At 43.5% G+C, this 22,905-nt stretch carries 18 protein-coding genes; 8 read left to right on the top strand and 10 right to left on the bottom strand.

The window, feature by feature from the left end:
- Positions 1-71: 71 nt before the first annotated feature.
- The 4 genes from N480_RS25500 to N480_RS22885 form a co-directional block, all read right to left on the bottom strand.
- A complete protein-coding gene (locus tag N480_RS25500; protein WP_155732932.1) occupies positions 72-224 on the bottom strand; it encodes a hypothetical protein in 153 nt (50 codons plus the stop codon).
- Between the two features lie 165 nt (positions 225-389).
- Positions 390-1,157, bottom strand: a complete 768-nt coding sequence (locus N480_RS22895) for a lipoate--protein ligase family protein (RefSeq protein WP_063374744.1) — start codon at positions 1,155-1,157, stop codon at positions 390-392.
- A 71-nt stretch (positions 1,158-1,228) separates the two neighbouring features.
- Positions 1,229-2,146: a LysR family transcriptional regulator gene (locus N480_RS22890; RefSeq protein ID WP_063374743.1), complete on the bottom strand. Its 918-nt coding sequence runs from the start codon at positions 2,144-2,146 to the stop codon at positions 1,229-1,231.
- A 299-nt stretch (positions 2,147-2,445) separates the two neighbouring features.
- Positions 2,446-3,405 carry an alpha/beta fold hydrolase gene (locus N480_RS22885; protein ID WP_063374742.1) on the bottom strand — a complete coding sequence of 320 codons (960 nt, stop codon included), beginning with the start codon at positions 3,403-3,405 and terminating at the stop codon, positions 2,446-2,448.
- Positions 3,406-3,626: 221 nt separating this feature from the next.
- Here N480_RS22885 and N480_RS25150 point away from each other — a divergent pair, with 221 nt between their 5' ends.
- Together N480_RS25150 and N480_RS22880 are read left to right on the top strand one after the other, a co-directional pair.
- The gene (locus N480_RS25150; RefSeq protein ID WP_081225414.1) at positions 3,627-3,803 is read left to right on the top strand and encodes an alternative ribosome-rescue factor A; all 177 of its coding nucleotides are present in this window, start codon (positions 3,627-3,629) and stop codon (positions 3,801-3,803) included.
- Positions 3,804-3,888: 85 nt separating this feature from the next.
- The gene (locus tag N480_RS22880) at positions 3,889-4,335 is read left to right on the top strand and encodes a hypothetical protein (protein WP_063374741.1); all 447 of its coding nucleotides are present in this window, start codon (positions 3,889-3,891) and stop codon (positions 4,333-4,335) included.
- Here N480_RS22880 and N480_RS22875 read toward each other — a convergent pair.
- A complete protein-coding gene (locus N480_RS22875; protein ID WP_063374740.1) occupies positions 4,332-5,288 on the bottom strand; it encodes a bile acid:sodium symporter family protein in 957 nt (318 codons plus the stop codon). The genes N480_RS22880 and N480_RS22875 overlap by 4 nt on opposite strands.
- 201 nt (positions 5,289-5,489) lie before the next feature.
- Here N480_RS22875 and N480_RS22870 point away from each other — a divergent pair, with 201 nt between their 5' ends.
- Together N480_RS22870 and N480_RS22865 are read left to right on the top strand one after the other, a co-directional pair.
- Complete coding sequence (locus N480_RS22870; RefSeq protein ID WP_063374739.1) at positions 5,490-6,899, top strand: alanine/glycine:cation symporter family protein; 1,410 nt, start codon at positions 5,490-5,492, stop codon at positions 6,897-6,899.
- Positions 6,900-7,604: a hypothetical protein gene (locus tag N480_RS22865; protein WP_063374738.1), complete on the top strand. Its 705-nt coding sequence runs from the start codon at positions 6,900-6,902 to the stop codon at positions 7,602-7,604.
- A gap of 7 nt (positions 7,605-7,611) precedes the next feature.
- On the opposite strand, the gene N480_RS22860 is transcribed toward N480_RS22865, so the two are convergent.
- The gene (locus N480_RS22860; RefSeq protein WP_063374737.1) at positions 7,612-8,658 is read right to left on the bottom strand and encodes a PLP-dependent cysteine synthase family protein; all 1,047 of its coding nucleotides are present in this window, start codon (positions 8,656-8,658) and stop codon (positions 7,612-7,614) included.
- A gap of 255 nt (positions 8,659-8,913) precedes the next feature.
- Between N480_RS22860 and N480_RS22855 the strand changes: the two genes are divergently transcribed.
- A complete protein-coding gene (locus N480_RS22855; RefSeq protein ID WP_063374736.1) occupies positions 8,914-10,695 on the top strand; it encodes an ABC transporter transmembrane domain-containing protein in 1,782 nt (593 codons plus the stop codon).
- A gap of 59 nt (positions 10,696-10,754) precedes the next feature.
- On the opposite strand, the gene N480_RS22850 is transcribed toward N480_RS22855, so the two are convergent.
- On the bottom strand, positions 10,755-11,285 hold the full coding sequence (locus tag N480_RS22850; protein WP_063374735.1) for a GrpB family protein: 531 nt from the start codon (positions 11,283-11,285) through the stop codon (positions 10,755-10,757).
- Between the two features lie 186 nt (positions 11,286-11,471).
- On the opposite strand from N480_RS22850, the gene N480_RS22845 reads away from it, so the two are divergent.
- Positions 11,472-11,939: a CreA family protein gene (locus tag N480_RS22845; RefSeq protein WP_063374734.1), complete on the top strand. Its 468-nt coding sequence runs from the start codon at positions 11,472-11,474 to the stop codon at positions 11,937-11,939.
- A 47-nt stretch (positions 11,940-11,986) separates the two neighbouring features.
- Here N480_RS22845 and N480_RS22840 read toward each other — a convergent pair whose 3' ends face one another.
- Entirely contained in the window at positions 11,987-12,361 is a 375-nt protein-coding gene (locus N480_RS22840) for a YybH family protein (protein ID WP_063374733.1), read from the bottom strand.
- A gap of 101 nt (positions 12,362-12,462) precedes the next feature.
- Between N480_RS22840 and N480_RS22835 the strand changes: the two genes are divergently transcribed.
- Positions 12,463-13,332, top strand: coding sequence for a LysR family transcriptional regulator (locus N480_RS22835; protein WP_063374732.1), 870 nt, complete (start codon positions 12,463-12,465; stop codon positions 13,330-13,332).
- Positions 13,333-13,369: 37 nt separating this feature from the next.
- Here N480_RS22835 and N480_RS22830 read toward each other — a convergent pair whose 3' ends face one another.
- Together N480_RS22830 and N480_RS22825 are read right to left on the bottom strand one after the other, a co-directional pair.
- Positions 13,370-15,466 (bottom strand): alpha-amylase family glycosyl hydrolase, encoded by a 2,097-nt coding sequence (locus N480_RS22830; protein ID WP_063374731.1) that lies wholly within the window; start codon positions 15,464-15,466, stop codon positions 13,370-13,372.
- Positions 15,467-15,572: 106 nt separating this feature from the next.
- A complete protein-coding gene (locus tag N480_RS22825) occupies positions 15,573-17,087 on the bottom strand; it encodes a response regulator (RefSeq protein WP_063374730.1) in 1,515 nt (504 codons plus the stop codon).
- Between the two features lie 249 nt (positions 17,088-17,336).
- On the opposite strand from N480_RS22825, the gene N480_RS22820 reads away from it, so the two are divergent.
- Positions 17,337-22,874, top strand: coding sequence for a two-component regulator propeller domain-containing protein (locus tag N480_RS22820; protein WP_063374729.1), 5,538 nt, complete (start codon positions 17,337-17,339; stop codon positions 22,872-22,874).
- The last annotated feature ends 31 nt before the right edge of the window (positions 22,875-22,905 follow it).

Below are 22,905 nucleotides of genomic sequence, written 5' to 3'. Positions count from 1 at the left end.
TGAAATGGGGTGAGGGTAAAAGCCTATTTATGACCACACAATAGGCTTTTGATATCAGCTTTGGTCGGCTACTAGCAGGTTAACCATTTGCACGCATCCGTGCCACAGGTTGAGGTAGTGACAGGGTATTTACCTGCTGCGATCTGTCTCGTTAGCTGGTTAGGGAGACGTTGTTGATCGGCGCTTAGTGTTTTTAGTGCTTTCGCTTTTATCTTCAACTTCATGATCTTTTCCTTGTTTTATTAGAAATATGTTATTCACATGAATATCTGTACAACTCATCAATCAGGCATTGGCAATATTGCCGTGAAGTTAAAAATTAGCATGTTTATTCTGAGTTTCTCAATGCTTTTATGGTATTAATCTGTCATTGTGGGTTATGTGTGCCGTTATGTACCTCTAAAGCCTTCAATATTAAGTAGCAGTTCTTGTCGTAACACTTGAGTGAGTTTGCCCGGTGTATATGAACCAGACAGGTGCCTGTCGACACTTGTTGAGGCGGCTGGATCATACAAATTATCAGCCCCCGATAGCCGATAAAACTGATTAACAATCGCAGTCGTGTGTTGTGGGTCTGCCTCAACCATAATCATAGCTTGGGCTAGAATACCCCGGTGCAGTCCATGATTATTGGTGGATGATAATGCAATACGTTGGGCAGTCCCTGTGACTTTTAGTGATTCGATGTTTAAATTAAAGCGCCCATCACAGTAAGCTCCGGGTGTTTCGCCATACTCACTTTGAATGCCAAGATTATTGAGTGCACTGCGGATCGGTTCACATAAAGCAATGTAAATTTCATCCACATCCAGCGCTTGAGATTTGGTCTGCGCGAATATCAATGAGAAGTTTAAGATCCCCGGTCCATGGGGCACCGCGGTGCCACCGCTGTCTCGAACTGAAACTGGCCAGTCGAGTTGTGATAGTGTTTGGCAAGCTTGTGCAAAAAAAGGGAGCTTGGCTTCTTTACGGCTTACAATCAACGATTGTGGGCATTCCCACAAGCGAATTGTCGCGGGCTGCTCTCCTTTGGCAACCTGTTTCAATAAGGCTGCATCCTGTGCAAGAGCATGGTCTGTATTTTGCGCAATTGGCTCATTGAGCACAGTCCAATGGTGAGACTGATATAGGCGTTTTGCAAGTTCTTTTTCTGTCATGAGCCATTACTTCCTTTGATTAACATGTTACGCATCGTGGTTTAGTGTAGACGTAAAAGTTTATTGTGTATTTAACCTTTATCTGCCAGTGCTAATTGCGATGTTGGCATCATCATGCTCTGGTATCTAAGTTCACCTAAAAATGCTCTCGCTGCGGGCCCAAGGCTGTCTCCGTCGACAAAAGTAAGATGCAGTTGGGCTTTGCGTGTACGCCCTGTTTGCAAATCTAATGGGATTAGCTCGCCTTTATTTAGCGCTTGCTCGATGAGTGGTACGGGTAGCCAAGCAAAACCGAATCCTTGTTTAATCATGTCAATAGATGTACGCATATGGCTGACAGTCCACCGCTGTGAAGCTTGCAACCAACCCGAATCATGGCTTTTCGCGACAGCTGAGTCTCGTACGACTATTTGACGATGTGACTTAAGATCTTCCAGAGTGAGTTGTCGCGAGGTCTGATGGAGTGCATGCTCTGGACTTGCTACAGCGATAAAATCAATCTGGCACAACTCTTCGCTAAACAGTCCTTCTAGTGTGAAAGCTGAAACCGCAATGTCTACCAGCGCATTTTCGAGTTGCTCATTGGCGCCATTGAGCACGGATTCAACCAATTCAATACGCAAAAATGGAAACTCACTCGAGACTTTATCAAGGACTTGGTACAGCATATGCGAGGGAAATATTTCATCGATGGCTATGCGTAATTTTGTTTCAACCCCTTCGGCGAGGGTAGTACCGATTGTTTCGACTTTGGATGCTTCGTTTAGCAAGTATTCCACTCGGCGCAGCATTAACTCACCCGCTTCTGTTAATACTGTTTTTCGTCCTTCGATGCGAAATAGTTTGACGCCTAATGCGGTTTCGATTTTATTCACTGAATTATGAATACTGGATTGGCTTTTGTGGATTTGCTGAGAGGCTTGATTGAAACCACCAAAATCAACAACCGCTTTAAACATTCGCCATTGCTCTAAGGTTACTTTGAGCATGATAATTCCTACCTTTTACTGTCTGAAAAACACGATGAAAATAAACTGATTAGAACGGTACGCTACCATAATTATAATATTCATTCTCTATTTGAGAATAGTGTAGGGTGCAATACCGCGATTAAGTGTTTGGGCTATTTTCGCGTATAGTGCTCAATTTAGTTTGCTTTATTCAGTTACAGTACAGTCGGTTACGCTAAAGTTTAAGCTCCCAAGCACTGGAGCTCATCGGTTATAGGTGGGCTTTTTTCTCGCGTTTTGATGTGGTAATTGGTGACTACAAATAGCCACAGTACATGTTAAGCCAACGGTCCTTTCCCCCAATCGGGCTTTTGTGCTTTTTGCGCTAACTTTTTAGCTCGTTTTGCTTCACTTTTTCGAACATGTTTAGAGATCCATTTAATCAATTTTGGCATGAGTTCAGGTGGAAAATTGTGGCCCATCCCCGGCACGATTTTGAGTTTGGATTTACGGATTTGTTGGGCTGTTTTTTCACCTTCCTGACTGGGGATTATGGGGTCTTCTGCACCGTGGATCACCAACGTTGGTGCCTTAACCTTTGCCATTAGATTTTGCCGACCGCCGCTTGCCGCCATGGCCGCGAGCTGCCTTTGAAAGCCATGAGGATTATAGGCTCTATCTACTGTTTCAATTGCTTGGCGTTTTAGGGTGCGTTCATCTTGGGGGTATGCAGGGCTGCCAATTAACTGGTTGAGCCGAATATTGTAATTGATGGCAGCATCTCGATTGGTTGCACTTGGCCGCAGCCGAGCTAATTGAGCAAATACCTTTAAATTTGAATGTGTGAGCTTCAAAGCAGAAGAGGTAGACATAATAGAAGTTAAACTCAGTACCTTTTTTTTCTGTTTGGCCGCAATAAGTTGCGCTATCATTCCTCCCATAGAGGCGCCAATTAAATGGGCGCGCTTCACTTTAAGTGCCTTCATGAGGGCGAGTGTATCTTCCGCCATTTCCTCTAATGTGTAAGGTGCATTGGCACGGATTGGTAAGCGTGAACTCAGCCATGATTTTATCAAACTTGGTCTGCCATACTGCTCTAGTTGAGTTGATAACCCCGCATCTCGGTTGTCGAAACGTATTACTCTAAACCCAGCTTCTGCCAAACCATAAAATAACTCGTCAGGCCATAGGGTCATTTGGGCGCCAAGCCCCATGATCAAGATAATTGCAGGGGCCTTTTTGTCACCTTCATCTTGATAGTTTATTGAAATACCGTTGTGAATTGAGACTGATGACATAGTTACGCTTAAAGTCAGTCAACTTACTTAAAGCATTTTAGGCATAAAAGTTACAAAATGCCTGCACCATTGAAAAAATGACGCCTATATACATAATTTCTTTCATAAATGGGACTAGCTCTATCTCGGTATGTGGGTTTCAACATGATATTGCTTGCGCAGTGAGTAGTGAGTATGAATAATAATGCAGCACATTTAACTCAATTAAATATGGAAACATGATGAGTAAAAAAACACCCCATGCGCATCAGCGCGGAGAGATAAAAGACAATGCACTTAAGGCATTGGTGACCAGCCCATTGTTCAAGAGTAAAGTTGAGAAAGCGAAAAAAGGCAAAGGCAGCTTTCGCAGAAAGGCGAAACATCAGGGCCAAGAGCCTTATTTTATGGCAGCGTAATTGCGTTTGCGGCAAGCCATAAAATAAGCCTTTTGACCCTTTCAACTAATTTGTAGGATCACTGACTAACCAGAAGGGATTTATCATGTATCGTAAGTATGTGCTTACTGTTGTTTTCGCACTTTTTTTTATTAGCGGGTGTCAATCAACTACATTTACGTACAACCCCGAAAACCATGCTCAGAACAGTTTAGCAGAAGTGCTTTTAGAACAGGGACCTCGGCGCTATGCGAACGACTATTTGGCTGAAATAGAGTATATCTGGAATGAACAGGGTAAAGAACTAAGCGGGCGGTTACCCTATGTCAGCGCAACGTTTTCAACAATGAAAATGCAGCCCGGTGTTTATCGTATTCAAGCGAAATGCGGCAATACGCAATTCTCGGGCAGTGTGGAAGGGATCTTTAATTTTCAAGCGCACGGCCAATATCGCATTTATTGCAAACAGAAGAAAGACCGCAATACACTCGGATTTACGGTCTCCACTCATGTCTCTTTAATACTTGAAACGCTCAAGTTGCAAATCGACTAATTTGATAATTGCTCATTGTGAACGCGTGAATGGGGTGTGTCATCAGCTGGTGGGCGTCTGCACCAAATGCTCGCTAAAATAGAGCCGCTGATATTGTGCCAAATAGAAAACAAAGTACCAGCTAATGCTGCCCCAGGGGCAAAAAACTTCATCGCTAGGGCCACCGCTAAACCTGAGTTCTGCAACCCAACTTCAAAAGCGATGGTTCGACAGATGCGCTCTTGGCAGCCACACCAACGAGCAACCCAATAGCCAGACAATAGGCCAATGCTGTTGTGTAGGATGACCGCAAGCAGAATGATGGGACCAAGTGAACTGATCTGGGTTTTGTTCAGTGCCACAATAACTGCGATGATAAAAATGATAGCGAGCATTGAGATAAGCGGTAAGATGGGCTGGATTGTTTTGACTGCCTTCCCAAAAACCATATTTATTGCGAGCCCAAGTAATACTGGCGCGAGTACAATTTTAATCAGATTGAGCATCATGGCCATCACTGGAATATCGACTAGTTGCCCCGCATAGAGCGAAACTAAAAAGGGGGTTAAAACCACGCCCAGTAAGGTGCTTATAGCGGTCATAGAAATCGAGAGCGCGACATCCCCTTTAGCTAAAAAGCACATGACGTTGCTGGCTGTCCCGCCTGCAACACATCCTACCAAGATCATACCAATGCTGAGGGTCGTGTTAAGTTGTAAAGCATACACGATCCCTATTGCAACGAGCGGCATGACCAAGTATTGCAATGAGACCCCCAACACGACAGCTTTAAGAGACTTGGCAACGCGACTGAAATCTTGCAGCGTCAATGTTAAGCCCATACTTAACATTATTAGGCTCAGCAACGGGATAATTGTCGGTTTAAACTGTGAGAAGCCCTCAGGTGTTGTATATGCGATAGCACTCAAGATTAAAGCCCACAGCGGAAATAGCTGAATAATACGATTTAACATGAAATATCCACTAGGTTGATTAGACGCACCATTAAACCCCAACAATGTGTAGTGAGTGTGGTGGTATTGGATAAATGGTTAATTTGTACAATGTTTGCACTGTTTGATATGTTAACAACCAGTTACTTCAAGTCAAGCATACTAAAATCGTGTTGTACTTAATCAACTCCAGTAACCAATGCGCTGATCAAGGTAGGTATTATGAGTGAGTATATTGTCGGACCAATGAACAACCTTTTATGGGGAAATGGGCAACTCCTTATTTACGTTTTGTTATTTGCTGGCGTGTGGTTTAGTGTGAAGCTGCGCTTTATCCAATTGCGTAACTTTGCGTATATGTTCAAGTTACTCAGACAAGATGGCAAGTCCGATCCACGAGGGATCAGCTCATTTCAAGCCTTGTGCACGGGCTTAAGTGCACGCGTCGGGACCGGTAATTTGGCAGGCGTGGCCATGGCCATTTCTTTAGGGGGGAGTGGCGCGGTATTTTGGATGTGGGTTATTGCACTGCTTGGCATGGCAACTGGGTTTGCTGAAAGTGTTTTGGGCCAATTATATAAGGTGCGAGACAGCCATCAGGAGTTTCGTGGTGGTCCTGCTTATTACATTCGTTCGGGGTTAAATAATAAATGGTTGGCGGTGCTATTTTCGCTCTGCTTATTTTTGGGTTATGGCGCCAGTTTTAGCGCTATGCAGGCAAATACTATTGCCGAAGCGTTGAATAACACCTTTGCAATCTCAACGAGTATCAGTGGTTTGGTTATTGCGGCTGTTGCAGGCGTGATTGTGTTGGGGGGCTTTAAGCGTATTGCGCGGTTTGCCGAGTTGGTAGTGCCTTGGATGGGGTTGGCATTTGTTGCCACGGCGGTGATTATTGCGGCAATGAATATCACTGATATTCCCACATTGGTTATCGATATAGTCATGTCAGCATTTGGCTTGACGGAGGCTTCTGCGGGGGCTTTGGGGGCCGCGATTAAGAGTGGTATACAGCGAGGCATGTATTCAAATGAGGCGGGCGCTGGGAGCGTCCCCCATGCCGCAGCAGGGGCAGCCCCAAAACCTAATCACCCAGTAGCGCAGGGCTATATCCAAATGCTGGGTGTATTTTTGGACACCATAGTGTTGTGCAGTTGCACGGCTTTAGTTGTTTTACTGGCTGGGGTTGGACCTTCAGGCGAAATTGCAGGAATAGGCGTAACTCAATACGCTATGTCAGTGCACTTTGGGGAGTATGGTGATGATTTTATTGCGGCCGCAATCACTTTGTTTGCATTCACTTCTGTGGTTGCTAATTATGCGTATGCTGAGAGTAACTTACACTTCTTTCATTTAGACAATAAATGGGGGAAGGGAGGATATACCCTCATTTATTTGTGTATGGTCGTTTGGGGAGCGAATGCAAGCCTTAAGGAGGCTTGGAACCTTGCAGATATGTCACTGGGATTAATGACGCTGGTTAACATCTATGCGATTGTGCAGCTAACGCCAACGATAGTGAATCTGATGCACGATTACGCAGATAAAAAGCGTGCAGGTGGTGCAATGGAGTTTCGTTGCAGTGAAGTGAAAATTCAAGGGCAGGTTGCTGACAATGTATGGAAAAACTAAATGAAAAATTGGTTCAAACATTTCTTTTCTAAACATGATGAGCATTGTGCTGAACACCAGACAGATGTATTTAATTTTACCACCGCATTACTGGGACAGAGTAAAACAGCAATGCTGCAAGCTTTAATACATGATGCGATGGGTAACCCTTTCATCACTGTACGCTATCATTTGGGTCGAAGACGCACAGATCCGTTGACCACGGAGTTTAACAGTGTTGCGTTGGTGAATATCGATAAGCTGCTTATCTCCAATCGCTGGGAGGTGCGAGCAGAAAACCAATGGCATGAAGGGGTCTACACTTTAGTGTTTAGCAAAGAAAAGTTGCTTGATGTGCTACATACTCGATCGATTTTCTACACTAATCAAGAGCAAAGCGAGGTTCAATCCTATTTAAGCTTGAACAGTTTGACGAGTTTAAATAAACCTATTTATCATCACATCATTCCCCTCATGCTGAAAAGCTATGCACGTCAATTTTCAAAAAAGCAGTCATCTGAACAAACATTTTTAGAGGTTAAGTTATTGAAAATACTTATGGATAGCTACCTTGACACGATGGCAAACACGCAATCTAAACAGTGGGATGAGCAGGCTAGAGAGTTGACCAAGGCGCGCTTTATCGAGCGTATAGCGGCTAATCATGTTGGCCGCTATACCGATAAGCAAGTCGTACAAGCGTACGAGACTCTGACTTCATTTTGATGGCTTGTTAAGCGCTAAACCAATCATTTAATTTTGCTTGGTAAGGTGTAATGTCACCAATATGTTCTCGTACCCACTCAGGGTTGTAGTAGGTATTCAAGTAGCGGTTGCCACTGTCGCAGATAAGCGTGACAATTGCGCCGCCTCGGTTGTCATTTTTCATTTTTTCCGCGGCACAAAGCGCTCCCCATAGATTTGTTCCTGTAGAAGGACCGGCTTTTCGACCGGTAAACTCTTCTAACCAGAGCATCGCTGCAATACTGGCTGCATCTGGCACTTGCATCATATGATCGATGACATCAGGCTGAAACGACTTCTCAACTTTTGGGCGGCCAATGCCCTCTATGCGGCTTGATCTTCCAGTGCAAACTGCGTCATTTTTTTGTGTATAACCTTGGTAAAATGCCGAAAACTCAGGATCAACAACCATCAGTTCTGTTTCGTAGCCCTTATATAAAATATAACGGCCAAGTGTCGCTGACGTACCGCCCGTGCCAGCTCCCATCACAACGAGGTCGGGGACTGGATGTGGTTCATACTTCATTTGGTTAAAAATGCTCTCAGCAATATTGTTATTGCCGCGCCAATCGGTGGCTCGCTCAGCATACATAAATTGGTCCATAAAATAACCATTGAGTTTTTCTGCTAGTTCCACTGCGGCGTCATGCATATCTGTTGCACACTCTACAAAATGACATTGCCCTCCGTAAAATTGAATTTGATCGATTTTGCTTTGTGCTGTCGATGCCGGCATGACTGCAACAAATGGCACTCCTATCATTTGTGCAAAATAGGCTTCTGATACAGCTGTACTACCTGAAGATGCTTCAATGACTGGCGTGCCTTCTTTTATTTTACCATTGCAAAGCGCATACAAAAAAAGCGAGCGAGCAAGTCGATGCTTTAAACTGCCAGTAGGGTGAGTGCTTTCATCTTTGAGATATAAGTAAATATCATTGAACTGGGGTATTTGAAATTTAAACAAATGTGTATCTGCAGAACGGTTTTGATCTGCTTCTATCTTGGCAATGCTTTTTTTTACCCAGCTTTTCATTTTATATCACTCCTACTCATGTTGGCTTAAACATTCAGTGTAGCTTAACTAGTTTATATTCTTTTTGGTTATAACTTATTCTACATTTAAACTGAGTGTAATTTAAGCTTTATTTCAATGGGGGTTTTGCCAGAGCTTATTGAATGGCAGTTTTTTTAATAGTTGAGCTGTGGCAAACTTAGAGCAACAATAATCTGTTGTCGACGCCACTAGCCCCATCGACAGCCCACTCGTTTAGAAGTTAAGGAGTAGACAATGAGTGCCACAAACCTCCAATCAACGCGGGCTTACACTAGCTTGTTACCCATCGTTTCATTTATAAAACCCTACAAGTGGGTCGCGGCCTTGGCATTGTGTGTGTTGGTGGTGACAGCCGGTCTAAATTTATCTATTGGTCAAGGGGTCAAGTTTGTTATCGATAGTGGCTTCATTGCAGGTTCTGAGGAGCAGTTAACACAAGCGATTGGTGGTTTGGTCATACTTATTTCTCTTGTTGCTATTGGGACGTTCTGCCGATTTTATTTGATGAGTTGGTTGGGAGAGCGGGTAAGTGCCGACATAAGAAAAGCTGTATTTAGTCAAATTGTGCATTTGCACCCAAGTTATTTTGAAGACAATCGCAGCGGTGAGCTGATGTCTCGTCTCACGACAGACACAACTTTATTGCAGTCTATTGTCGGTTCATCTTTTTCTATGGCACTGAGAAGTGGGTTGGTGCTAATCGGTGGCTTAATAATGCTGCTGGTCACTAATTTGAAATTAACTCTACTGGTCGTGGCTTGTGTACCTCTGGTTTTGGTTCCCATCATGATGTTTGGTAAACGTGTCCGTAAATTGTCTGAAAACAATCAAAGTGCAATTGCAGATATAAGTACCTATGCGGGTGAAATTATTCAGCACATCAAAGTTGTACAAAGTTACACACACGAAGAGAAAGAGAAGCAGGCCTTTGGGGGAGAAGTCGAAAAAGCATTTGATGTCGCCAAACAAAGTATCAAGCAACGGTCTTTTTTAATCGCAGCGGTGATCTTTCTGAATTTTGGTGCTATCAGTATCATGTTATGGGTTGGTGGCATGGATGTACTAGAAGGTCGCATGACTGGTGGTGAGCTAGGTGCATTTGTTTTCTATGCCATTATGGTTGCTATGTCAGTGGCGACTATTGCTGAAGTTTATGGTGAGTTGCAACGTGCTGCAGGTGCGGCGAGCCGCCTCTTAGAACTGTTAAAAATAAAAAGTGCGATTCAAAGTGTCGCAGATCCAGCAGCTATGCATCAGAGCGAAGATACTGTTATTGCTTTCAATAATGTGGACTTTTATTATCCTTCAAGGCCGGATTCCGCAGCCCTTAGAGCGATAAACTTACGTATTAGGCAAGGTCAGATAGTGGCACTAGTTGGACCTTCGGGTGCGGGGAAAACAACACTATTTGAATTATTACAACGGTTTTATGACCCGCAAGTTGGTGATATTCAGTGTAACGGTGAAGATATCAAAGCGCTGTCATTAACTGATCTTAGACAAAGCATGGGCATGGTGCCCCAACAACCTGTTTTATTTAGCTCTGACGTTTGGCACAACATCCGTTATGGCAACCCTAATGCCTCCGATGAGCAAGTTATTGAAGCCGCAAAAAGAGCGCATGCTCATGAATTTATCGAACAGTTACCTGAAGGGTATAACAGTTTTCTAGGCGAGCAAGGTGTGAGGCTATCAGGAGGTCAAAAACAACGTATTGCTATTGCACGCGCGATTTTAAAAGACCCTGAATTGTTGTTACTGGATGAAGCGACTAGCGCACTAGATGCTCAAAGTGAGTTTCATGTTCAAGCTGCTTTAAATGAATTAATGCACACGCGAACAACTCTGATTATTGCCCACCGTTTAGCCACCGTGACGCATGCAGATATGATCGTAGTGATGGATCAAGGACAAATCGTGGCCACAGGGACGCATCACTCATTATTAGAAGAGTCACCTCTCTATCAAAGACTATGTGAATTACAATTTGAAAAAGCCCAATCGGGTTCGTTGTAAACGCTTTAGGCTGCCATTTATGATTGAATTTAAATGACAGCTGGTACACCTAAGGGTGGTTAAGTCTGCGCTGAAATTCGGTTTAGTAAGTCTTTGACAAAAGGTGATTTAGCTTTGCCATAATCGTCTTGATGATGCTTTCCTGCCGCCAATACCGCTTTTTTTTGCGCTTCGTAGGCAGCTCTGTCTTGTGGGTTTGCAAGCATATGTACTTTATATGTAAGTTGCTTATGGTGCTCTTTACTATTTAGCTCAATGACATGGGCATGGATATTAAACTTCTCACCGTTAAATAAAACCCCTATGTCTTTGCGTGGACGAGTATCAGGAAATGGGTTGTCGCTGTGTTGTGATGTAAAACCAAAGCTTTCGAGGTAGGCTACCGCTTGTTCTCGTTGCCCTTGCTGATAAAGAATTGAAATATCAATGATACCTTTGCCCGCGACTTTAAAAGAGGATGAACCAAAATGGATAAATTCGAAACGTGGATCAGCCAACTGAGCAATCACTGCATTTGCGACATCGAGGTATACTGAACGCCAGGCATTAAAACTGGCTGGCACTAATTCATAGGAACAAAACTGAATCATGGTTAGGCTCTTAACGATTAATCAGTGCCAATTTTGCCCTGCTAAAGCACAAATAACAAATGGCTTTGACAGACAAAGTGGAATCATGAATTGCACCTTTATTCAATAATGCAAAGTAGTGTTCACTAATTTATGTTTTAATCTAAATGAAACTGGGAAAAACAGTACATCATAAGAGGGACTGATATGAAGAAACAAACACTGTGTGCGCTCGCGTTGCTGCTGGCTGGCTGCTCTGATAGTGAGGTGGGAGATGTATCTTTAGGGTTATTTACACTGAAAGATATAAAACTAGACTCGATGGTAGACCCTGTGGTGACGGGTGTCACCTGTCATGTTGCCAGTGTTGAAGCTGATTTAAGCTTATCTGATCCGAGTGATAGTTCTATCTCATGCCGCCAAACCGGTGAGATAAGCGCGCATATGATCGCACAAATAGATAAGTCTAAGTCTGGTGAAGTGGTTTTCAAAAAATCTAAAAGCATCTTTCTAAAGTCAATGAAAGTACGCCGAATCTATGACGCCAAAAGTCAGACTTTGATGTATCTGTCTTACAGTACAAAAGAAACATCGGGTAGCTTCAAGCACAGCTTATCAACAGTGCCTTTGTGGGGAACTGATGCTTATATAAAATCATCTGAAAAGTCACAATAATTATGCTGACAGGCCGATTTATTGCGTATCGGCCTTTGCTTATGCGCTTATTTCTCGCCTTGAACTTCAAACTCGTCAAATATCAGGCGAGCTTGTCCATCTTCTTCTACGATCCAGTGCTCTTTATGTACCACACCATAAGCCTTATTCATGGTCCATTTAGACGTTAACAGGTAGCCACCATTTGGTGATGCCTGCCATTCGACTTCGGTATAATCAACATTACTAAATCCTTGTGAAATAATATCTTGCCAAAATTGCTCAATTTGATCCCGTCCAGTGAAGGTTCCAAATGGACGAGCAAGCATGACAGCGTCATGGCAATACTGAGCTGCACAGCCTTGAGCATCTTGGTTGTTGAATGCATTTTGCCATGCTGTGATACCCGCTTTGCAGCGAGTGAGTGCTTGTGATTCAGTCATTTTGTTTATCCGTTCAGTTGCATTTGTCATAGCTTAGAAAATTTATTAACGTATAAAAACAGAATAAATAGAACTCATTGTTTAATTTTAAGAGACAATAAATGAATAAACTACGGCATATGTCTTTGTTTGCACACATTGTGGAGAGTGGTTCAATTACGGCAGCAGCTCAATCCTTAGACTTGTCTAAATCCGTGGTAAGTCAGCATCTAAAGTCATTAGAGCAAGATTTAGGTGTGACGTTATTAAAGCGAACGACTCGTAGGCAGAGTCTTACTTACGCAGGAAAAGCGTTCTATGAGCAATGTAAGGTGCTAAATCAGACTGCACAACATGCTTGGCATGAAGCCCAGCAATTTACTCAAATTGCGAAAGGGAAAGTTAGAATAACTGCGCCAAATGCGTTGATGTCTACACTGGTTGCTCCAGCAATTGCTGCTGTATGCATTGAGCATCCAGAGCTTGAACCAGAGCTCATTGCTGATGATAGGCAACTAGATTTACTCGAACAACACATCGACTTAGCGATTCGAGTGGGGTATTCAAAAGACAGTGATGCAAAGCAGCGTAAGATAGGTGAATTTAAAGATGTACTCTGTGGTCGGCCCTGCGTAGTAAAAGATCGCAAGCCACAAGAAGCGAAGTATATTGCTAACCTTTGGCAAGGGAGAGCGATAGAGCATACATTTATTGACGCACAGGGAAATACAAAGCAATTTTCTACCGATGCCAGCTGTATTGTGAATTCATTTGATACGAGTTTTGCCTTGATCATGAGTGGCGTAGGAATTGGGCTTGTACCCGAGTTTAAATTGACGGAGCAAGCAAGCGGGCTCGTACCTGTATTTCCAGAGCATCAGCTTGCGAGTAATCCTGTTTTTGCACTGTATACTTTTGGCAATCAAATACCATTGAGCATAAAAGTGTGTTTACAAGCAATCGAAACCAAGCTGAGCCAAACTATGGTATAGGTAGGGCACATTGCATGCCCTGTATTGATGAGGTACTTTACTGATTTTGCGAGTAAGGAGTATAGTCTCCCTCTGTGACGTATACCGCATAACCGCGACTAGGTGCGCTAAAATAGCCTCTCCCATCTTCATAAATAGTCACTTTTTCACTTGGGTCAAATGCATTGACGAGCGTTTGCCCAGCTAAGTTGGTAAAGCCGATGCTGTGAGTTGTTACCCATAGCCCTTGCTGTTGGGTATCGTGATTGTTGAGCACCACAATAGCGCCTTGTTTTGTTCCTTTACCGCCGCGTCTGGCTACATAGACATGCTGTACCGCGCCATATGGGTTGCCTGACTGAGATAAAACACTGAGTGCACCATCTGTATAGGTGTTACGCACAAACATGAGGCGGTTGATATCTTGCTGTAATGAGGCGGGAGCGACTACATCAAAACTAGGATTGTGGTAATCATGTTGCTTAATGCCGTAGTAGTGTGAGTAAAAAACAGTAGGTTTGCCTTCATGGGTTAAAATATAGGCATAGGCCATTTTAAAGTCCTTATGTAGCCATTTATCGTGCTCTTTTCCTGTGTCATGGTTTTCAACAAAGGTGACTACAGCAGTCCCTGGCAATTGATTACCAGTTTGGTTACGTACTAAACCGGCCTGATTGAGTGTACGCATATCAAAGCTTTGATTTTGATTACTCATTTGTGTCAGGGTTGATTTCAAAGGAAAGTCAAAGACATCAATGTCAGCTCCCTGTGCATTGACTGTGTCTACCCACGCTTTGATACTGCTGTCCCCGCCCCAGTACTCGGCGACCACAAAGGGTTGTTTGCCACCTGTTTTTGGCAGGCTATTGACCCATTTAGCGGCAAATTCAGGTTGAAACCCTCGCACAAAATCAAGGCGAAACCCATCAAAGTGATGCTCGTTTTTAAGCCACTTTCCCCAGTCAATGAGCTTTTGCTGCACGCGCGGGGAAAACGTATTACTGTCGTTACCAAACATTTTGGTGTTGGTAATGATATTATCGTTGCCTAAGTCACCAAGCCAATCATGCTCATCAACTGGGTGAAAATCGGCGTATTGCCAACCGTTGTCTGAACTTGGATAGTTGCCATATTGATTGCGCTCAGGAGGTGTTATTTTAGTATTGGTATAGGCTTGTAGGTGAGTCGCTGTGATTTCTTTGGCTGGAGCGCCTGGGGTTATTTGCTGCCAAACTTCTACTGGAAAAAAGCCGTTACTTTGTGCACTATCAGTCCACTGATTGCTGCTATTGAGCGTGCCTTGCTTGGCACTAAGTTTAATGAACAGGTCCTGCTGGGTTGGCACATCCAACCAGTACTCATCGATATCTTGCTTATCAATAATTTGGCCTCGGATAGCTGTGTTTAAACCTGAAAAAGCATTATTGCCGGGTCTGATTGTCGCAAATTGACCATCATTCGGCTCCTGTTCTACATAAAGGTGGCTTGATATTTGTGCATCTTTCGCATCTGTTATTGTGAGCTGATAGCCGCGTTGGTTGATGTCTTGATTCCATGGCATGGTCGAGCCATAGCCTTGAATCTTTATATAAATTCGTCCTTGTACACCTTTTAACTGCCAGCTAATTTCATTGCTTGGGTATGCCACATGGAGATGGTTATGCGCTTTATGCATAGCATAAGCTTTAACAGCAGGATTAGGCTCGCTGTCTTGTTCATTGGTATAGATGTGGTTGAGAACGACGTCAGCGTATACTTGAATGTTATTTTGCTGCAACTTGGTTATCATATTGGTCAGTTCTTGCTGGCTACCGAAACGCGTTTCTACGGTGCCTTTTTGTAAGTAACTGCCTAAATCATAATGGTCATAGATGCCATATCCCATATCGATAATTCCCCAGTTGCCTTTAGAGGGCGGTGGGATCCAAATACTGGAAAATCCAGCTTGAGAAAGGGCGGGGGCCTTGTTGGCGAGGTTGTCCCACCAAATACCGTTGTTATTTTTTTCATCGACGGGGACATCCCAAAAAAAGCCTTGCAGCATGACATCGTCAGTTGCAAAGCTGGTGGCTGGTAGGCCTAAAGACATGCACATAGCTAAAACATAGCTGGGTGCAAGTTTGGTAGTATTCAAGTGACTTTTTAAGATATACATGGCTGTTCCTTGCAAACAAATAGCGCGTGTTTTTTAAACACATGGATCTGCTAAGGTAGCATCATTGTAAATTTTTTGTTTTGAATACGTATGCAAAAACCGATTGTTAACCCTGAGGCATACTGATAAACACGTCTGTACCTGTATCATCATCACTGCGGTATTCAATAAAGCCATGTTGCTTTTCAATGAACTTTTTCGCTGTATAGGTGCCGAGTCCAGATCTATCCCCTTTACCATGGGTGACAAATTTCTCGAAAAATTGATTACGAATAGGGGGGGGGATTGGATCTGAGTTTTGAATGCGCAATGTGTGTAACTGCCCTTCGCTGCGCGCACTTATGGCCACCGCTTTTTGCTTTGTTGAAGCTTCTAGTGCATTTTGAATCAGTTGCGTGAGTACCGTAAATAATAATTGAGCGTCGCCTTTTACTTTGAGATTGGGTGATAAGTTGTTTGTGATCTGGATCTGCTCTTTAGAAATAATATGGCTTAGACCGAGCAATACTTTTTCTGTTAACTCATAGAGGGCAACAGATGCGATTGATAGTGCATATTCATCCCGCTCAATTTTTTGCAGTGCTTGCATGTTGTCGACATGTAACTGTAATTGCTGACAGTGCTGCTGAATATGATCTAAATATTGCTGTGCTTTCTCAGGTTCATTAAGGTGTACCGATAGCTTATCACTGGCATTTTGAATATCTCGTATTGGCGCGATTATTTGATGCTGGCTCATGCTTTCAAACTGATCTTGCAGTTTGGCATTTTCCATCATGGTATCGATTTGGTTTCGCATTAAGCGGTTTGATTCTATTGAGCGGCAATGGGCTTTGACTCGAGAGCGCACAATAGAAGGGTTGGCTGGCTTAGTAATATAGTCGACTGCACCGAGCTCTAAGCCTTTCACTATGTGTTCCGTTTGCTCTAGGGCCGATAAAAAAATCACCGTGATATGCTGTGTTTGAGGGTCTGATTTTAACCGCTTACACACTTCGATACCGTCCATATCTGGCATCATTATATCCAAAAGAACGAGATCGGGTTGCGGTTCCATCGCGCAAATTTGCAGTGCTTTCTTACCGTTTAAAGCAGCCTTAACTTTATAATCTTTTCGTAAAATATCACTGATCACTTTAATGTTGTCTGCCACATCATCCACAACCAATACTTGAGTAACATGTTCTTGTTGGGTGTGCTCTGCTGGGGTTTGCTTGATTGCTCTAACAGGCTTACTCAATGCTCTTTGCAAACGAGATAGGAGTATCTGGCTAGAAAAAGGCTTTACGATGTATTCAGATACGCCGCTTTGGATCGCCTGCATCACGTTGCTTTGATCTATCGTTGCGGATGTCATGACAAATGGAATGAGGGCAGTACGCGGGTTGCTGCGAACCCATTGTAATAGGGAGATACCGTCAAGCTTTGGTAATTGCCATTCAGAGATAATGAGCTGTACATCGTGATAAGTGAGTTTTTCTCGGGCATCTACACCATTTGAACTTTGAATAACCGTCACATTGCCGAGCTTTTTTGCTGTACTTGCAATCATAGAACGGATTGTCTCATGGGGTTCTACAATGAGTACGGTGATGATTTGGCTACTGTCACTATTGGTCATTGGATCCTCCGCGTCGATTCCGTTTAAAAAAAGATTAAACGCTAATTAGCTGCCTGTGCGCACGCGACTTCATAACTGAGTGATAGTTAGACAAAAATTAACTGTTCTTATTTTGCACATGTTCTTCAAAAGTGTCTAATAATTATGCATACAGATTTAAAAATTAGATATTAAATTATCCTAATTGGCAGCGTGATGTTGCTAGGAGAACCAAAACGTGAGAATTAAAACTCAATCAAGGAGTAAGATATGAAGCCTTTGCGGCTGCTATTCGTCATTGTAAGTACGTTTGTATTGATGGTCAGCAATCAGAGCTGGGCGCAACTTAAAGTTGAAAGTATCTCCGCGTATAACGGCTTGGCAAACCCACAAATTTACGCGGTATCCAAAGATCCTCAGGGGTTCATGTGGTTTGGCAGTGCCGATGGTGTTAAACGCTACGATGGCTACGAGTTTATTAGCTTTAATCACGACCCTGACGAACCAAATTCGCTCTCGGCCAATAGCGTCGGTGCGCTGCTTTTCGACAAAAAGGGGCAATTATGGGCTGGCACTTGGGGTGGTGGGCTCAATTTATTTGTGCGTGAAAAACAGCATTTTGTTCATTTCAAGCATGACCCGAATGATCCTCATTCTCTGGGGGCAAACAAAGTACAATCACTTTTTGAAAGTCGCGACGGCACTTTATGGGTCGGTACCAATGGCGGCGGTTTGAACCGATTGCAAGAAGACGGTCAAAGTTTTGAGCGTTTTGTGCACATTGACGATGATCCGAGCAGTTTGGGAAACAATCGGATTTGGAGTATTAGTGAAGACTTGAATGGCGGAATATGGGTTGGCACCTCCAATGGTTTATATCGGTTAGATCGAAACTCGGGCAAGTTTCAGGGGTTTGGTGTGGCGCCAAATTCTTTAGATCATGCTGAAGTTAGACAAGTTTCTGTTGATGAACTTGGACAAATATGGGTTGCTACTCGAACGAGTTTTGGCTTGTTTAACCCCAAAATTAGTGAATATAAAACGTATGATTTACCGTCAGGCACATTACCGAGCGTGACTCGATTAATGTACTTTAACGGCGATATCTTGCTCGCGTCTTTTGCTGGTATTTATCGCTTTTCTCCTAAACTCTCTCAATTTGTACCTGTGATCCCAAATGGTAAATTGACGTTGCTACAAAATCGAGATGTTCGCCAAGTATTGATAGACGACAGTGGACTACTGTGGGCGGCGACGCGCTACTCTGGGGTACAGAAGGTCTTTCCAAATCCTGCTGCATTTATTTCTTGGCAAGATTATTTGCAAGAAGAGTTGCTTTCAGGGCTGTTTAATCAGGTATTAACAGCTGAAAAAGCCAGTCAAGGTGGTGTTTGGTTAGGAACTGGTCGCGGTTTAGTTCACTTTGATGGTAATGAAGAGTTTATTCCATTCGCAGATGCGCAAACTTTACAAGGTAATTATCGTTTACGTGTGCACAGTATGGCGCGAGACGAGCAAGGCCAATTGTATGCGGGGACTAGCTTTGGATTGTATAAAGTGGATGAACTGAACAAGCAATTAGAGCTGGTCCCACTTACTTGGTTGGCAGATTCGCGCCGCTCTGTAGAACACGTGAGTTTTGACAGTGAAGGGCATATGTGGCTGGTGTTGTCGGGCCGAGATGGCATGATCCGCTGGCAAGTTGGTACAGATGATAAACGCAGCTATATTGCACAACAAGATTTGGAATTTGTTTTTCATGACAGTGAAGGTCAGGTATGGGCTGGAACTGACGGTGAGGGGGTGTTTCGCGTTAACCCAGAAAGTGGTCAGTTTGAGCAATACACAGCATATGGCGATAAAGTTGGTCCAAATGGCAATTATGTGACCCATGCTATGCAGCAGGGGGGGTATGTTTGGTTGGCAACCAACCGCGGAGTAACTCGCTTTGAATTGGCAACAAAGGAGTTTAAGCAATACGTAAATACAGCATCTCAAGTAAACTTTGCCGTTAAGTCGATTGTCGCTGATGAAGAAGGCTTTTTATGGTTTGCCAGCGCAAGTGGGGTGTTTAAATTTGACCCGACATACGGTATTTTTCATCAATTTACGACCAATGATGGGTTGATTAACCATCACTTTTTAGCTCGTTCTTTTGTTAAGTTTGAAGACAGAATTCTATTTGGCAGCATCGATGGTATCACTGGCTTTAACCCGAAGTCTGTACAGGTTAATACCAGTGCTCCGCCAGTGGCATTTACTCAAGCATTTATTGATGGTAAACCGATCGACATTCAAAGTGGTCAGGTTGAACTCAATTACAATGATAAAAACTTATCTATTCACTTTGCGGCTTTAGATTACCAGGCCACGGGTGATAATCGGTATCGTACTTGGCTTGTTGGGTATCATGATAATTGGAGTGCAACTACACCAGCTCATACGGTCAATTATCGTGAGTTACCACCAGGTGAATACCAACTCAAAGTACAGGGCAGCAACAACCATGGAGTGTGGAATCAAACGGGAATAGAATTATCGATAATCAGTGTGCCCGCGTGGTATCAAACACTGTGGTTCAGAATTTCTTTACCTGTGTGTGCGGTGTTGTTGTTGTTATTGTTTTTTTGGTGGCGAGTAAGACAATTACGTGAAAACAGTTTAGAGCTGGAGCGAAAAATTGCCCGCAGAACTCGCGATATCGTAGTGTTGGGTGAAGTGGGGAAGGAAGTCGCGGCCACGTATGACATGCATGTCATCAGCGAAACCATTTATAACCATTTAAGTACCATACTACATTGTGAGTTCTTTGCTGTTGGTGTGTTTTATGAAGATAAACAATATATTGATTATATATACGCCATGCAGCAAGGAGAGTTATACGAGGCGCTAGAAAGTCATACCAAAGTTGTGAGTAGCGCAGATGTTTATTGCGTAGCGCACGGTGAAGAGTTTTATGCTGCGACTGACGAAAGTTGGCAGCAAATGAACTTAAAAGCATGTAATAACCTATATGGTGAGCAAACTAAATCTGTTTTTTGTGCCCCCTTAATTGTTGAAGGGAGAATTCTTGGGGTTTTCACCGTGCAGTCCAACAAACCCAAAGCGTACAAAGAAGTTCACCTGAATGTACTTCGTACTGTGGCAAATCATGTAGCAGTAGCACTAGCTAACTCACTGTCTTACAGTGAATTAAAAGAGGCAGAACAGCGTTTAGAGTTAGCGATGCAAGGCGCCAATGCGGGTACGTGGGAATGGGACTGCCAAAGTGACAAACTGGTTACGAATGCCATTTGGTCGACAATGTTAGGGTATCAAGAAGGCGAGCTTGAACAGCAATATGGCGAGACGATTAGCAGATGGCGCAGCCTTTTACATCCAGATGATTTGGCACGGGTTGAGAATGCATTGCAGGCGCACCTGAGCAAACAGTCAGAGACTTATCGCTGTGAATTCAGAATGAGAACTTCTGACAACGAATGGAAATGGATACTCAGTATGGGCCGCAGTGTCAATGTCAATCAAGATAGTCGACGAAAAGAAATGTTTGGCATTCACATGGATATTTCTGATGCTAAAGATCTAGAAACGGCGCTAAAGCAAGCAAAAGAGCGGGCAGAGAGTGCCACACAAGCTAAGTCTGACTTTCTTTCTAATATGTCCCATGAAATCCGCACCCCGATGAATGCTATCATTGGTATGAGCTATTTAGCGCTGGAAACCGAGTTAGATCATAAACAGCGAAACTATGTTGAGAAAATCCATCGTAGTGCAGAGTCTCTATTGGGGATAATCAACGATATATTAGACTTTTCAAAAATCGAAGCCGGCAAACTGGATATTGAACATGTGGAGTTTTGTTTAGAAGAAACAATTGGCAGTTGTTTGGACGTTATTTCTGTCAAAGCCAAAGAAAAAGGGCTGGAGTTGTGTGCGCATATTGATGCGGATATACCTGCTTACCTCATTGGTGACCCATTACGGATTTCTCAAGTTTTACTTAATTTAGGGAGTAATGCGGTTAAGTTCACAGAGCTTGGTGGAGAGGTGTTGTTAGATGTCAGGTTAGAGAGCCAGTTTGATGGCGACATCACCCTTAGGTTTGCAGTCATCGACTCTGGTATTGGTATGACGCCAGAGCAGCAAGCTAAGCTTTTTAGTTCGTTCTCGCAAGCGGATACATCTACGACGCGTAAATATGGCGGCACCGGGCTTGGCTTGGCGATCAGTAAAAAGCTCGTAGAGCTCATGCAAGGTGATATTCACTGCCAGAGTGCGCCGGGTGTAGGCAGCACTTTTAGTTTTACACTGCTGGTAAACGATGCGTTAAAAGCGCCAGACGCCTATCCTGAACTCGGTATTCGAAGTGCGCTCATTATCGATGATAACTCAAGCTCAAATCGCAATTTGCAGTCATGCTTAGGGCGCTTAAATATTGATTCTGAATGCATGATGTCTTCACAGGCTGATTCAATAGCCAAGCTGGCAGCTGAACAAGACGTGGTGTTTATCGACGCGCGGATTGAAAATGAATTGGGGCTATTGAAACAGTTAAGAGCTGGGGGAGATAACACCGCCTGTATTGTCATGCCACTATATGAAACGCAGTCAGTCGAGTCTTATTTACAAGTATTCAATCGAGCAACCTATTTACAAAAACCATTTCTACCGAGTACCGTAGACGACAGCTTACAGCGGGCACTTGGACTGTTGAAAGATGCTCACCAGCATACAGACAAGCAAGATGCGACCATCGACTCGTTGACTGGTGCACACCTCTTGCTAGTTGAAGACAATGACCTTAACCAAGAATTGGCTATTGCCCTGTTAACGAGTCATGGTATATCGGTAGAAGTCGCTGAGCATGGTGCTCAAGTGTTGGAAAAGCTATCCACAGGCAGCTTTGACGGTGTGCTAATGGATTGCCAAATGCCAGTAATGGATGGTTATACAGCGACGAGAAAAATAAGAGAGCAAACGCAGTACGCGTCTTTACCAATTATTGCCATGACAGCCAGTGTGATGATGGATAATCAAGAAGCTGCGTTAGCGTGCGGTATGAATGATATTATCGGTAAACCGCTCAACGTGGAAAAAATGTTTGCGACGTTGCAAAAATGGATAGTTGTAAGCAATACCGGCAGATCTTCTAGCCCTAATTCACAGGCTGCAAATGACGTCGAAGAATATCCAAATATTGCTGGAATTGACGTGGTGGTGGCAAAATCAATATCGCAAGGGGATGTTGCCTTATTTACACGTTTACTAAAGCGCTTTGCTGATAAACATCAGCACTTTAGTGAACATTTTGAGCAAGCTGAATTAGAAGCGAGCGACGATCCTGATGCTCCGATGCGCTGTGCACATACTTTGAAAGGTACGGCAGGTAACATTGGGGCTACAGAGGTCCAGAAAGTTGCTGGTGAATTAGAAAGTGCATGTGCTGAAGGAAAACCTGTCGATGGGATTATTGTTAAGGTGCAAAATCAATTGATGCCTTTGGTGGCTGATATTTATCGCGCTCTAGGGGAGCTAGCGACGGATGAAGTCGCCCCTTCAGACGATTTGCATGCGCAGCTGTCTGAATTTGAAATCAGCGAAAAGCTAGCACAGCTAACCACATTGCTTGCGGATTATGATACTGATGCAATCGACCTTGTCGGTGAGCTCTTGCCCATTTATCAAGGGACGGCATTTTTCGACTCGTTTAATAAATTGAATCACTTGATTGATGACTATGATTTTGATGCAGCAAACGAACTATTAGCGGAGCTAAAGCCACAGCTATTAGTGCAAGAGCAGGCCTAAACTCCGTCATCTAGCTTAGAAAAATTATAGT

The sequence above is a fragment of the Pseudoalteromonas luteoviolacea S2607 genome (assembly GCF_001625575.1).
Classification (GTDB): Bacteria; Pseudomonadota; Gammaproteobacteria; order Enterobacterales; family Alteromonadaceae; genus Pseudoalteromonas; species Pseudoalteromonas luteoviolacea_E.
This window is presented reverse-complemented; position numbering and strand designations above follow the sequence as displayed.